Annotated in this window: 9 protein-coding genes and 1 tRNA gene; 2 read left to right on the forward strand and 8 right to left on the reverse strand. The window is 74.3% G+C overall.

What is annotated here, in order from left to right; translation table 11 throughout:
- Positions 1–7 precede the first annotated feature (7 nt).
- Entirely contained in the window at positions 8–1,432 is a 1,425-nt protein-coding gene (gene dacB / locus RM425_RS08175; RefSeq protein WP_311344693.1) for a D-alanyl-D-alanine carboxypeptidase/D-alanyl-D-alanine endopeptidase, read from the reverse strand.
- Positions 1,433–1,489: 57 nt separating this feature from the next.
- Between dacB and RM425_RS08180 the strand changes: the two genes are divergently transcribed.
- Positions 1,490–1,984, forward strand: coding sequence for an inorganic diphosphatase (locus tag RM425_RS08180; RefSeq protein WP_396137032.1), 495 nt, complete (start codon positions 1,490–1,492; stop codon positions 1,982–1,984).
- A 173-nt stretch (positions 1,985–2,157) separates the two neighbouring features.
- On the opposite strand, the gene RM425_RS08185 is transcribed toward RM425_RS08180, so the two are convergent.
- The 3 genes from RM425_RS08185 to tmk all read right to left on the reverse strand — a co-directional run bounded on the left by RM425_RS08185 (position 2,158) and on the right by tmk (position 5,832).
- Positions 2,158–2,230, reverse strand: a tRNA-Thr gene (locus RM425_RS08185).
- Between the two features lie 57 nt (positions 2,231–2,287).
- Positions 2,288–3,463, reverse strand: coding sequence for a DNA polymerase III subunit delta' (locus RM425_RS08190; protein ID WP_311344695.1), 1,176 nt, complete (start codon positions 3,461–3,463; stop codon positions 2,288–2,290).
- Complete coding sequence (tmk, locus tag RM425_RS08195; RefSeq protein ID WP_311344696.1) at positions 3,460–5,832, reverse strand: dTMP kinase; 2,373 nt, start codon at positions 5,830–5,832, stop codon at positions 3,460–3,462. Before tmk ends, RM425_RS08190 begins: the two co-directional genes overlap by 4 nt.
- A gap of 106 nt (positions 5,833–5,938) precedes the next feature.
- On the opposite strand from tmk, the gene RM425_RS08200 reads away from it, so the two are divergent.
- Positions 5,939–6,751, forward strand: a complete 813-nt coding sequence (locus tag RM425_RS08200) for a trans-aconitate 2-methyltransferase (RefSeq protein ID WP_311344707.1) — start codon at positions 5,939–5,941, stop codon at positions 6,749–6,751.
- 18 nt (positions 6,752–6,769) lie between these two features.
- On the opposite strand, the gene topA is transcribed toward RM425_RS08200, so the two are convergent.
- The 4 genes from topA to RM425_RS08220 all read right to left on the reverse strand — a co-directional run.
- Positions 6,770–9,610, reverse strand: a complete 2,841-nt coding sequence (topA, locus tag RM425_RS08205) for a type I DNA topoisomerase (protein WP_311344697.1) — start codon at positions 9,608–9,610, stop codon at positions 6,770–6,772.
- 238 nt (positions 9,611–9,848) lie between these two features.
- Positions 9,849–11,366 (reverse strand): alpha/beta hydrolase, encoded by a 1,518-nt coding sequence (locus tag RM425_RS08210; RefSeq protein ID WP_311344698.1) that lies wholly within the window; start codon positions 11,364–11,366, stop codon positions 9,849–9,851.
- Between the two features lie 22 nt (positions 11,367–11,388).
- On the reverse strand, positions 11,389–11,712 hold the full coding sequence (locus RM425_RS08215; protein ID WP_311344699.1) for a type VII secretion target: 324 nt from the start codon (positions 11,710–11,712) through the stop codon (positions 11,389–11,391).
- A 174-nt stretch (positions 11,713–11,886) separates the two neighbouring features.
- Positions 11,887–13,812 (reverse strand): sodium-translocating pyrophosphatase (locus RM425_RS08220; RefSeq protein WP_311344700.1); only part of this gene is annotated, 1,926 nt, incomplete at its 5' end.

The raw sequence follows: 13,812 nt of genomic DNA on the forward strand, positions 1-13,812 counted from the left end.
GGCGGGCCTAGCTGCAGCCGCAGGCGGCCAGCGCCGCGGCGACGTCGTCGAGGGCCGCCTCGGCACGGGCCTCGCTGTCCGACCCCTCGGCGAGGACGGCGAAGGCCAGGAGCCGGCCCTCCGCGGTCACGGCGGTGCCGGCGAGGGCGTGCACCCCCAGCAGCGTGCCGGTCTTCGCCCGGACGACGCCCGGGGCGGTGTCGGCGACCCCCCGGTCGAACAGCGTGCCGTCGTAGCCCGCCACCGGCAGGCCGGACAGCATCGCGGAGGCGTCCTCCAGCGAGCCGTCAGCAGCACCGGCGACGAGCTCGGTGAGGACGCCGGCCGGCACCTGGTCCAGCCGGGAGAGCCCACTGCCGTCGGCGAGGCTGACGCCGGTGGTGTCGACGCCGGCGTCGGCGAGCGCGCCCACGACCGCGTCCGCCCCGCCCTCGAAGGAGGCGGGCAGGTTGCGGGCCAGCGCCACGTGACGGGCCAGCGCCTCGGCGAGCACGTTGTCCGACATCGACAGCGCCTGCTCCACCAGCCGGGCGATCGGCGCGGACTCGACCGAGGCGAGCTGCTTCGCGCCGGCGGGCGCCTCGCCGAGGACCACGGTGGCGTTGGGCGCCCCGAGGGCGTCGGCGAGGGCGACCCCGGCGTCGATCCCGGGCTGGCCGCTGCGGGCCTGCGAGCCGGGGCTCACGCGAGCTCCGTCCACGGCCGTCGCCGTGACCGGCGCGGCGTAGCTCGACGGCGCGTCGGCCGGTCCCCAGCCCTGGGCGGTCAGCGGGCCGGTGAACAGCGAGCTGTCGACGACGACCCGGGTGACCGAGGTGCCCGACGGAAGGGCCGCGACGACCTGTGCGGCGAGGTCGGCGACGGTGGCGGCACCGGGATAGCTCTGCGACGGCGAGGTGCGCGACAGCGTGGGGTCGCCGCCGCCGACGAGGACGACCTCGCCGGGTGCGGAGCCGGCCACGACCTTCGTGGTGAGGGTCTGCGCGGGATCCAGTGCGGTGAGCGCGGCCGCCGCGGTGAGGAGCTTCGCGGTGGACGCCGGCACGGCCGGGGCGTCCGCGTCGAGATCGAGCAGGACCTCACCGCTCTGCACGTCGACGACCTCGGCGGAGACGCCGCTCCCGAGGGCCGGGTCCGCCAGCAGCGGGCCGAGCGTCGCGGCCAGGACCGCCGGGTCGGGGGCGGGGGCTGCGGAGTCGAGCGAGGCGAGCACGGGTGCGGCCTCGCCGAGCTCCGGGAGGACCGCGTCGGGGACGGTCACCGTCCCGGCGCCGGCCGTCTCGTCCCCGGTGCCGTCCAGCACACCGGCGAGGGCGATGCCACCGCCGACGAGCACCAGGACCAGCGCGATGACGCCCAGTGCGATGCGCCGACGGAACCGTCCGGTCTTGGCTGTGACGATCGTCGAACCGCTCGACGCGATGCTGCCCACCCCCCAGAAAGTGACCTCCGCGGATCGCGCGGAGACACCATGGGCCAGACTAGGCGGGTGCAGTTCGACGTGACGGTAGAAATCCCGAAGGGCCAGCGGAACAAGTACGAGCTGGACCATGCCACCGGACGCATCCGCTTGGACCGGATGCTCTTCACCTCCACCCGATATCCGGCCGACTACGGCTACATCGAGAACACCCTGGGGCAGGACGGCGACCCGCTCGACGCCCTGGTGCTGCTCGAGGAGCCGACGTTCCCCGGGTGCCTGATCACGGTCCGGGCCATCGGCATGTTCCGCATGACCGACGAGGCGGGTGGGGACGACAAGGTCCTCACCGTCCCGGCGACGGACCCGCGCCAGTCGCACCTCAGGGACCTCACCGACGTGTCGGAGTTCGATCGCCTGGAGATCCAGCACTTCTTCGAGACCTACAAGGACCTCGAGCCGGGCAAGTCGGTCGAGGGCGCCAACTGGGTCGGCCGCGAAGAGGCCGAGGCGGAGATCATGGCCTCGCTCGAGCGCGCCAAGAACGAGGCCCCGCACCACTGACCCCTGTCCCCGGCCCTCCGGGTCCCCGAGCGCACCGACGGCGGCTCACCTCTTCCGAGGTGGGCCGCCGTCAGCGTTCCCGACCCGTCGACGTCGTCGGCGTCTGATGCCGAGCGGGCCCGGGAACGACGCAACGGGCCCGTCCCGGAGGACGGACCCGCTGCGGTGAGGAGAGCCGCCTGTCGGAATCGAACCGACGACCTTCTCATTACGAGTGAGATGCTCTACCGACTGAGCTAAGGCGGCGGACGTGCCCGCACAGACTACGGCACCCCCGCAGGCGCCCGGCGCAGGGGCGGGACGCTACGCGGGCAGTCGCAGCGCCACGGTCAGCGCCTCCAGCGCGATCTGCGGCTTGACGTTCTGCTCCAGCGCCGTCCGGCACTCGAGGATCGCGTCGATCCGCCGGAGCGCCCCCTCGGCGCCCATCAACCGGGCCAGTCGGTCGGCGTCGGCGCGGCGGTCGGGGTGGTTGAGCGGCAGCTCCCCGGCGGGCGCCGACGCCAGCACCAGCGCGTCGCGGTAGAGGCCGGCCAGGTCGACCAGGGCGCGGTCCAGGGAGTCCCGGCCGATGCGGGTGGCCCGCGACTTCTGCCGGCGCTCCAGCTCCTTGAGCTGACCGGCGCTCCCCCGGCTCGCCGCCACCACGCCGGGCCCGCGGGCGCCCACACCCAGGCTGTTCTTCAGGGCGTCGGTCTCGGCTCCGTCGAGGACCTCGGTCGCGGCCTCGGTCTCCTCCTTCGCCGCGCCGACGAGGTCGTCGGCGGCGTCCAGGCAGGCCCCCAGCGACACCAGCCGCAGCGGGACGTCGAGCACCGCCTTGCGGGCCAGCCGCGCCTCCTCGTCCCGCGCCAGCCGGCGGGCGCGGCCCACGTGGCCACCGGACGCCGCGGCCGACCAGGAGGCCAGCGCCGGGTCGACGCCGTCGCGTTCCAGCACCTCGGCGATCGCGGGGACCGTCGGCGTCCGCAGCGCGACGACGCGGCAGCGGGAGCGGATGGTCACCGGGACGTCGTCGGGGTGCAGGCTGGGTGCGCACAGCATGACGACGGTCCGGGGCGGAGGCTCCTCGATCATCTTGAGGACGGCGTTGGACGCGGACTCGCTCATCCGGTCCGCGTCCTCGACGATGATCATCTGCCAGCGACCCTGGGACGGGGACCGGCCGGCCACGCGGACCAGCTCGCGTGCCTCGACGACGCCGATCGACAGCCCGTCGGGGACGATCACGTGGACGTCGGCGTGGGTGCCCGAGAGCACCGTCCGGCAGGCGTGACAGGTGCCGTCACCGCCCGCGGGGCACTGCAGCGCCGCCGCGAACGCCCGCGCGGCGACCGAGCGACCGGACCCCGGGGGCCCGGTGAACAGCCAGGCGTGCGTCATCGCGGCCGGGTCGTCGACCGCGGCCCGCAGCTCGTGCACCACCGCGGGCTGGCCGATGACCCGCGCCCACACCCCCTCGTCCGCCGCGACGCTCATGGGTGCAGCTGGGGGGTCGCGCCGGTCTGGGCGTGCGGATGGCGCTGCACCGGCGTCGTGGCCCCGTCGGGCACCCCTGCGTGCTGCGGGAGCGTCTGCAGGGGCAGGCCCGACAGCAGGTCGGTGATCCGCACCCGGATCGCTGCGGCCAGCTCGTCCGCCGGCCGGGTGGCGTCCAGCACGAGGTAGCGGTCGGGGTCGCTCTCGGCGAGCACCCGGAAGGTCTGCCGCACGCGCTGGTGGAACTCCAGGGACTCCGACTCCATCCGGTCGGCCACCGACCGCCCACGCGCCCGGGCCAGGCCCGTCTCCGGTGGCAGGTCCAGCAGCACGGTGAGATCGGGTTCCAGCCCACCGGTGGCCCACCGGGAGAGCATCCGGACGTCGTCCAGCGGGATCGTCCGGCCCGCGCCCTGGTAGGCCAGCGAGCTGTCCACGAAGCGGTCGGTGATGACCACCTCGCCGGCCTCGAGGGCCGGTCGCAGGACGTCGTGCACGTGCTGGGCGCGGTCGGCGGCGTACAACAGCGCCTCGGACCGCGCGGAGATGGCCGCGTGCGACCGGTCCAGCAGGATCCCGCGGATGCCCGCACCCGACGCGGTCGCGCCCGGCTCGAACGTCGTCCGTGCCACCAGCCCCTCGTTGGTCAGCCACTCCTGCAGCCGCTTCACCTGGGTGGACTTGCCGGCGCCCTCACCGCCTTCGAAGGCGATCAGCACGCCGCCGCCGGCCAGCCGCCGTCGCGCGGTGGTGTCCCGGCGCAGCGCGGTGACGACGTCGGCCAGCAGCGGCACGGGCCGGCCGTCGTCCATCTGCCGGTAGGCCAGCACGCCCACACCGACCGCCAGCAGCCCGGCCACGAGCAGCATGATCCGCTCGCCGGTGACCGGGAGGGTGACCGCGCCGAGGTCGACCGAATGCCGTCCGATCAGGCCCACCCCGAACGGCACGACCGCCAGCGACAGGATCAGCGCCGCCCGGACCAGCGACTGCACGATCGCGAAGGTGCGGCCGCGCATCTCGTCCTGGACCTCGGTGCCCAGCAGTGTGAAGCCGGCCAGGTAGGCGATGCCGGCGAAGAAGCCCATGAGCACGACGAGGACCAGCGCGAACCAGAGCGTCGATGTCCACGCCATGAGCACGACCATGACGCCGGCGGCGACGATGGCCAGACCGAAGATCCGCTCGCGGGCCAGGTCGTGCGCCACGCTGGGCCCCAGCGCGATGCCCAGCCCCAGTCCGATGAACACGGCGCCGAACAGCAGGCCGTAGGCGGCCTCGCCGCCGCCGAGTGCGTTCGCGTACGCCTGCCCGGTCGCGATGATCACGCCGGCCGCGACGAAGGCGCCGGTGATGCCCACGACCAGGCCCCGGACCAGGCGGGTGTGCCCGGCGAAGGAGAAGCCGTGCCTCAGCGAGCCCAGGAAGCTCTCCTGCTCGGTGGTGGCGCCCGCCGCCCGCCGGCCGCTGATCGAGGGCAGGTTCCAGATGACGAACGCGGCGACGAGGAAGGTCAGCGCGTTCAGGTAGAGCGCGACGTCGACCTGGTCGACGGCCGGGAAGAGCGACTGCAGGCGCCCGCCGGTGGAGTTGAGCAGTGCGAACACGATCGCGGCCAGCACCGGGGTCAGCCCGTACGTGGTGACCAGGGAGAGCTGGTTGGCCGGCTCCAGCTGGTCCTTGCGCAGCATGTTGGGGACGGCGGCGTCCTTGGCGGGGATCCAGAACAGGCTGAACGCCTCGATGAGGAACTGGGCGATGAACAGCCACATGAGGGTGTCCACGATCGGGATGGAGGCGAACAGCCCGAAGCGGATGACGTCGGTGACCACCATCGTCTTGCGGCGGTCGAACCGGTCGGCGAAGGCGCCGGCCAGCGGCCCCAGCACGATCGCCGGCAGGAGGCGGAACAGCAGCACGCCCCCGAGCGCGAAGTTGGCCGCCGCGAAGCCGTCCACGAGTGACGTGGCGGTCGCCGTGATGGCCAGCAGCCCGAGCCAGTCCCCGAAGCTGGACAGCGACATCGACAGCCACAGCTTGCGGAAGTCGCGCACCCGCAGCACGGCCCGGATCCTGGCGACCAGACCCACCGACGGCACCCCGCCCGCCGGCGGACCGTCCGCGTCGCGCTCCGTCCCGGCGGCGGTCGGCGAGGGACCCGGCCGGTCGGCGTCGACCTCGCCGAGCGGCACCGCCGCGTCCGCGGGCACCGGCGTGTTCGCCGGCGGCAGCCCGTCGGGCGGAGGTGTGGTCCGCTCGTCGGGTGCCGCCGGCTCCTCGCGCGGGGACACCGGAGGCGTCGGGTCGGACTGGATCTGGGCTCCCCTGGTCGTGGGAACGGGGGCGGAGGCCGGCCCCAGCGGGGTCACGGTACCGGCCGCCGCCGACGAATCGGACCGGTTTCCGCCCGGCACGGTCCGGAGGGCGAAACCGTGCGGTCGCGTTCACCTGCCGGAGGGCTAGCGTTCCCCGGTGATGAGCGCGGACGAGCAGGACGCACCGCCGGACGGCGCCTGGGACCCCGGCACCTACCTGCGGTTCGCCGGCGAGCGCGCCCGCCCGTTCATGGAGCTGATGCAGCGCGTCGGGGCACGGGCGCCCGCCGTCGTCGTCGACCTCGGCTGCGGCGAGGGCTCGCTCACCGCCTCGCTCGCGCAGCGCTGGCCGGGCGCGCGCATCACCGGCGTCGACTCGTCGGCCACCATGCTGGCCGCCGCCGCTGCCCACGCCGTCCCCGGCCGGGTGGAGTTCGTCGAGGACGACGTGCGGGGCTGGCAGCCGCCCGGGCCGGTCGACGTCCTGGTGACCAACGCCCTGCTCCAGTGGGTGCCCGGTCACGATCGCCTGCTCGCCGGCTGGGCCACCGCACTGGCGCCGGGCGGATGGCTGGCGGTGCAGGTCCCGGGGAACTTCGGCTCGCCGACGCACACGCTGCTCGGGGAGCTGTGCCGCTCGCCGAGGTGGGCTGCGCTCGTCGGCGACGTCCCCCGCGGGACCGACGCCGTCCTGGAGCCCGAGGGGTACTACGACGTCCTCACCGCCGCCGGGCTGACCGCGGACGTCTGGGAGACCACGTACCTCCACGTGCTCGCCGGCCCCGACCCCGTGCTCGGCTGGGTGCGGGCCACCCAGCTGCGCCCGGCGCTCGCCCGGCTCGGCGAGGACGACGCGGCCGAGTTCACCGCCTCCTACGCCGCAGCGCTGCGGGAGGCCTATCCGAGGCGACCGGACGGCACCACCCTGCTGCCCTTCCGGCGCCTGTTCGCGGTCGGTTCCCGGACCCCCTGACCGGGGGTCCGGGACCGCTCAGCTGGTCGCGACCGGGTCGGCCGTCTTCTTCGCGGCCGTCTTCTTGGCCGTCGCCTTCTTCGCCGGCGCCTTCTTGGCCGTCGTCTTCTTGGCGGCCTTCTTCTTCTTGGCCGGCCCGGCGGCGCGGCGGTCGGCGAGCAGCTCCGCGGCGCGCTCGATGGTGATCGTCTCGACGTCGTCGCCCTTGCGCAGGCTGGCGTTCGTCTCGCCGTCGGTCACGTAGGGCCCGAACCGGCCCTCGCGCACCGTGACCACGCCCTCGGTGACCGGGTCGGGGCCCAGCTCCTTGAGCGGCGCCTTGGCCGCCGCGCGTCCCCGCTGCTTGGGCTGGGCGAAGATCGCCAGCGCCTCCTCGAGGGTGATGGTGAAGAGCTTCTCCTCGCCCTCCAGCGACCGGGAGTCGGTGCCCTTCTTGATGTAGGGCCCGTAGCGGCCGTTGAGTGCCTGGATCTCCTCGCCCTCGGGCGTCGACCCCACGGTGCGGGGCAGCGTGAGCAGCTTGAGCGCGTCGTCGATGGTCACCGTCTCCGGCGACATGGACGCGAACAGGCTCGCCGTGCGGGGGGCCTCCTTGCTGCCCTCGGGGACGACGGTGGTGACGTAGGGGCCGTAGCGGCCGGCCTTGACGACCACCGGGAGCCCTGACTCCGGGTCCGTGCCCAGCTCCCGGTCGCCCGACGGCGCCTCCAGCAGCTCGCGCACCTTCTCCTCGGTGAGCTCGTCGGGCGCGAGGTCCTCGGGGATGCTGACCCGCGCGCCGTCCTCGCCGGCCTGCAGGTAGGGGCCGTAGCGACCGACCCGGGCCACGACCGGCTCGCCCTCGGGGCTGGTCGCCCGCAGCGGGATCGAGTTCACCCCACGGGCGTCGATCTCCTCGAGCCGCTGGCCGATGACGTGCTTGAGGCCACCGGACTGCGCGATGGCGCCGGCGTGCCGGCCCTCGCCACCGAAGTAGAACTCGGTGAGCCAGTCGACCCGCTGCAGGGTGCCGCCGGCGATCTCGTCGAGCTCCTCCTCCAGCGACGCGGTGAACTGGTAGTCGACCAGCTGCGCGAAGTGCTGCTCGAGCAGGTTGACCACGGCGAACGCGACGAAGGAGGGCACGAGCGCGTTGCCCTTCTTCCACACGTAGCCGCGGTCCTGGATCGTCTGCATGATCGAGGCGAACGTCGACGGACGCCCGATGCCCAGCTCCTCGAGCCGGGCCACCAGGCTCGGCTCGGTGTAGCGCGACGGCGGGCTGGTGGTGTGCCCCTTGGCGTCGAGCTCCCGGGCGTCGAGCTGCTGCCCGCGCTCCAGGCGGGGCAGCCGGCGCTCGGCGTCGTCGCTGCCGTGGTCGTCGTCGCCGGTGTTCGCCGCACCCTCGTCGCGGGACTCGACGTAGGCCCGCAGGAAGCCGGGGAAGGTGATCGTGCGGCCGCTGGCGGTGAACTCGACCGCCTCGTCGGTGGCGCTGCGGCCGGCGAGCCGGATGCTCACCGTCTGACCGACGGCGTCGGCCATCTGCGAGGCGACCGTGCGCTGCCAGATCAGCTCGTAGAGCCGGAACTCGTCGCGCGCCAGCTCGGCGGCCAGCTGCCCCGGGGTGCGGAAACTGTCACCGGCGGGGCGGATCGCCTCGTGCGCCTCCTGCGCGCCCTTGGACTTCTTGCTGTAGCGCCGGGCCTCGGCCGGGACGTAGGCGTCGCCGTAGAGCTCGCGGGCCTGCTGCCGGGCGGCGTTGATGGCCTCCTCGGACAGGTTCGTCGAGTCGGTGCGCATGTAGGTGATGTGGCCGTTCTCGTACAGCCGCTGGGCCACGCGCATGCTCTGCGCGGAGGACCAGCCGAGCTTGCGCCCGGCCTCCATCTGCAGCGTGGAGGTGGTGAACGGCGCGTACGGACGCCGGCGGTAGGGCTTCTCGTCGACCCTGCTGACGGCGACCTGCCGGCCCTCCAGGCGTGCAGCCAGGCCGCGGGCCCCCGCCTCGTCGAGGTGCACGACCTCGCCGGTCGTCCGGCCGGTGGCGGCGTCGAAGTCCTTGCCGGTGGCGATCCGGCTGTCGTCGACGCTGACCAGCTTCGCCCGCACCGTGGTGGGCTCGCCCTCGTCGGCGCCGTCGGCCTTGCCGGGGACGGCGAAGGTGCCCTCCAGCGACCAGTAGTCGGCCGCGTGGAAGGCCATCCGCTCGCGCTCGCGCTCCACCACGATGCGGGTGGCCACGGACTGCACGCGGCCGGCCGACAGCTTGGGCAGCACCTTCTTCCACAGCACCGGGCTGACCTCGTAGCCGTAGAGGCGGTCGAGGATGCGGCGGGTCTCCTGGGCGTCGACCAGGGCGGTGTCGAGCTCGCGCGGGTTGGCGACGGCGCGGGCGATCGCCTCGGGGGTGATCTCGTGGAAGACCATCCGGCGGACCGGGACCGTCGGCTTGAGCGTGTCGATCAGGTGCCAGGCGATCGCCTCGCCCTCGCGGTCCTCGTCTGTCGCCAGGTAGATCTCGCTGGCGTTCTTCACCAGCTGCTTGAGCCGGTTGACCTGCTGCTTGCGGTCGGGGCTGACCACGTAGAGCGGTTCGAAGGAATTGTCGACGTCGACACCGAGCCGGGCCCAGGCGGCACCCTTGTGCTCGGCCGGGACGTCGGCGGCGTTGCGCGGCAGGTCGCGGATGTGCCCGACGCTGGCCTCGACGACGTAGCCGCTGCCCAGGTAGCCGGCGATCTTGGTCGCCTTGGTGGGCGACTCCACGATGACCAGCGGCTTGCCGCCGGCCGCGGCCGAGCTCCGCCGCGGGGGCTTGGTCCCCCCGGCGGTCGGCTCGGTGCTCTCGCTCGCGGGCTGCGTGGTCTTCGTGGGCACGGTGCTCCTGTCGGTGGCGCTGGTGGTGCTGGGTGCGGCCTGTCCGGACTGTGCTGCGCTCCGCACCGGGGACCGGCGCCGGGCGGCGCAGCCGCGAAAAGACCCCCTCGGCGGGCCACGGTAAGCCACCCGGTCGCGCTGGAGCCGGGGACGACCTTCGTGGGCGTGCCGTTCCCCTTGCCGAACGTGCATGGTGCGCCGCTGTTCCCGGGCGGAGAAGGGGCCTCCCGCGATGGGGTCAGTCCGGCGGCCGTCCCACGACCACCTCCCCCATCGCGGCCAGCGTGGGCCGGTCGCGGTCGAAGTACTGCGAATGGCCCGTGCCCGGATCGGCGGGCAGGCCGGTGGAGCCGAACGCCCGCGACCACGTCTCGGCCCCGAACCAGCCGACCCACGAGACGGGGTCCGCGGGCGATGCCGCGTCGTACACCTCAGGCGCCTCCAGGCCCGCGGCGTCGTCCTCCATGCCGGGACTGCCCAGCAGGACGACGGCGTCCGCCGCCAGCCGGCCCTGCCGGTCGGCCGCCTCGTCCAGGACCACCGTCCCGTAGCTGTGCCCGACGACCGTCGTCCGCGGCCGCGGCACGCCCGCCATGGTGCGTGCCGCGGCCAGCCCGTCCAGCGCCGCGTCCAGGGCAGCGCCTCCCCTGGTGGCGGCTCGGCGGTTGGTCACCGAGTAGACGGTGTGCGGCGCCCGGTAACCGAGCCACGCCACCGCGGCCACGGCCGGTCCGGGGTCGGCTCGGGAGGCCGAGGCGGCGAGGTCGCGCGCGTCCCCGGCGACGGCGTGCAGGTCGTCGCCCGGGGAGACGTTCATGCCGGGGACGACGAGCGCCACCGCGGCCGCGGTGTCGAGGTCGCCGAACGCGACCGCCACGCGCTCACCGGCGAGGTCCAGGAGGTGCAGCTGGGCTGCCCGGCCCGCGGCCTCCTCGGCGGCCAGCAGCGCCGCCACGACCCGGGCCGTCGCCCGCTGCCCGTCGTCGGCGCGCGGGTCCTCGATGGCCTGCCGGAGCGCGTGCCGGTTCGCGCGGTCCCTCGCCCACGCCGGTACGCCGTCCAGCGAACCGACGGTCGCCGGGGCGGTGTCCACCAGCGCGAGCTGCGCGGCGGAGGAGAGGGACGCCCACCAGCGGGCCGCCTCCCGCGGGTCGAGACCCGCCGGAGGTTCGAGCGGGAGGGCGCCGCTGTCCAGCTCGTCGAGCCGGCCGGCGGGTCCGGCGTGCGCGCCGGCGGAGGCGAGCGCGGCCTCGGCCCGCACGGCCGCGGCCTCGGCAGCGGCCGCCGCCGCCAGCGCCTCCTTCGCCATCGCGACCGCGGGGGCCACCGACTCCGGGCCGAGCACCAGCCGGTCGACCGCCGCGGCCAGTGTGCCGTCGTGGGCGAGTGCGGCGTCCAGGGGCACCGGCAGGTCAGGGGCCAGCGCCAGCGCCGTGGCCGCGCGCCCGGACGCGACGTTCACCTGACGCACCAGGTGGGCGCACTCCGCACGGGAGGTGGCGAACCCGAGGTCCGCGGCGGCCGCGGCGCTGGACAGACGCAGGAGCAGCCGGCCGGCCTGGGCCGCGGCGGGGCCCACCCAGCACCCCTCGTCCTCCAGGGCCCGGACGACGGCGTCCAGGCGGGTCCGCCAGGCCGGGAAGCCGTCGTCCAGCGCCGTCAGGGCGTGCAGCCCCGCTCGCAGCGCGGGCACGTCCCAGGCGGCCAGCGCCTGCAACCGGAGCACGTCGTCCTGGGGCGCGACGGGGGTCGTCACGGCGTCACCACCGCGGACCCGCTCAGCACGCCGCGTCCGCGTCCGGGAGCACCGGCCCGCCGAGCCGCCCGGCGAGCTCCTCGTCGGCGGCGCGGTAGGCGAGCACCGCGGCACGCAGGGTGCCGGCCGCGGCCTCCGTCCCCTCCGCGAGAGCACCGGCCACCGCCGCCCAGGCGGTGGCGACGGCCCCGGCGGCCGCACCCTCCCGGCCGCCCAGGACGGAGTCGACGGCGCCGGCGGCGGACCGGCAGCGGTTCCCGTCCGCGGCCAGCTCGGCGGCCAGCCCGGCCAGTTCGTCGGCGAGTGCGGTCAGCGCATCCGGCTGCACGGAGATCCTCGGCGCCATGGGCTGCCTCCCGGGTCGGTCGTCACCTGTCCGGTGCGGACGTGAGGCGGCGACGCTAGGCAGGCGCGACGACGGCGTGCTGCCGGACGTCCACAACGGAGGACGGCGTCCACAACGCGCACCGCGACCCTCCCGCCGAGGCGTTCTCGGCGGGAGGGTCGCGGTGTGGGTGGGTCAGGGAGCGGTGGTGGTCAGCGATCCCGCGTCGGGCTTGCTGCTGACCTCCCCGACCACGACCGAGCGCCGCTTGGACACCACGACGGCGCCGACGATGACCAGGGTCGCCGCCAGCGCGATGGCCACCCGCACCACGTCGTTGGCGTCCTCGCCCACGGAGAGGCTGACGACGGCCGGCGCGATGATCAGCGCGACGAGGTTCATCACCTTGATCAGCGGGTTGATGGCCGGCCCGGCGGTGTCCTTGAAGGGGTCCCCGACCGTGTCACCGATGACGGTGGCGGCGTGCGCCTCGCTGCCCTTGCCCCCGTAGGCGCCGTCCTCGACCATCTTCTTCGCGTTGTCCCAGGCGCCGCCCGAGTTGGACAGGAAGACCGCCATCAGGGTGCCGGCCGCGATGGCGCCGACCAGGTACGCCGCGAGCGGACCGAAGCCGAGCCCGAAGCCGACCGCCACGGGAGCGAGGACGGCGAGGAGGCCGGGGGTGGCCAGCTCGCGCAGCGAGTCCTTGGTGCAGATGTCGACGACCGCGCCGTAGTCCGGCTTCTCGGTGTAGTCCATGATCCCGGGCTTCGTCCGGAACTGCTCCCGGACCTCGAACACCACGCGACCCGCAGCCCGCGAGACGGCGCTGACCGCCAGGCCGGAGAAGAAGAACACGACGGCGGCGCCGATGATGGCCCCCACGACGTTGTTCGGGTTCACCAGGCTGAAGGCCTCCTGCAGCGTCTCCCCCGCGGCGTCACCGGCGTCCTCGAGGGCCACCTCCAGCTGGGCGTTGTAGGAGCCGAAGAGCGCCGTCGCCGCCAGGACAGCGGTCGCGATCGCGATGCCCTTGGTGATGGCCTTGGTCGTGTTGCCGACGGCGTCGAGGTCGGTGAGGACGCGCGCGCCCTCCTCGTCGATGTCGCCCGACATCTCCGCGATGCCCTGCGCGTTGTCGCTCACCGGACCGAAGGTGTCCATGGCGACGATGACGCCCGCGGTCGTGAGCAGGCCGCAGCCGGCGAGGGCGACGGCGTAGAGCGCCGCACCGCCGCCGATGAGGAACGCCCCGTAGACGGCGCCGCCGATGAGCAGCGCGGCGTACACGGCGGACTCCAGGCCCAGCGAGATGCCGGAGAGGATGACGGTCGCCGGGCCGGTGAGCGAGCTGCGCCCGATGTCCTTGACCGGCTTGCGGCTGGTCTCGGTGAAGTAGCCGGTGAGCTGCTGGATCGCCGCGGCGAGCACCACGCCGATGAGCACGGAGACGAAGCCGAGGACCTGGGGGCTGACCTCCATGTCGACGCCGTCGGAGATGCTGGGCAGGTAGGTGAAGGACGCCGCCGCGACGAGCACGAGGGAGACCGCGGCGGAGGTGAAGAAGCCGCGGTTGATCGGCGCCATGCCGCTCGCGTCGGTCGTCGCGGGCCGGGTGGCGAGCACCCCGACCATCGAGGCGATGATGCCGATCGCGGCGATCATCAGCGGGAACACCATGCCGACCGAGCCGAAGAAGACCTGGCCCAGGATCAGCGCGGCCACCAGCGTCACGGCGTAGGACTCGAAGAGGTCCGCGGCCATGCCCGCGCAGTCGCCGACGTTGTCGCCCACGTTGTCGGCGATCGTCGCGGCGTTGCGCGGGTCGTCCTCGGGGATGCCCGCCTCGACCTTGCCGACCAGGTCGGCGCCGACGTCGGCCGCCTTGGTGAAGATGCCGCCACCGACGCGCATGAACATGGCCAGCAGCGCCCCGCCGAACCCGAAGCCCTCCAGCACGATCGGTGCGGTCTCGTCGAAGAGCAGCAGCACCGGCGCGGCACCGAAGAGGCCGAGCCCGATGGTGATCATCCCGACGACGCCACCGGTGCGGTACGCGGTGCGGAAGGAGGGGAGATAGCCGCCGGCGTTGGCGGCCGCGGCGACTCGGACGTTCGCGCG

It is taken from the genome of Blastococcus goldschmidtiae (assembly GCF_031845325.1).
Classification (GTDB): domain Bacteria; phylum Actinomycetota; class Actinomycetes; order Mycobacteriales; family Geodermatophilaceae; genus Blastococcus; species Blastococcus goldschmidtiae.

Bases quoted from the DNA above. Each gene is read 5' to 3' on its own strand.
- RM425_RS08190 (WP_311344695.1), bottom strand. From the start codon at position 3,463: ATGAGCGTCGCGGCGGACGAGGGGGTGTGGGCGCGGGTCATCGGCCAG.
- RM425_RS08200 (WP_311344707.1), top strand. From the start codon at position 5,939: ATGAGCGCGGACGAGCAGGACGCACCGCCGGACGGCGCCTGGGACCCC.
- RM425_RS08215 (WP_311344699.1), bottom strand. From the start codon at position 11,712: ATGGCGCCGAGGATCTCCGTGCAGCCGGATGCGCTGACCGCACTCGCC.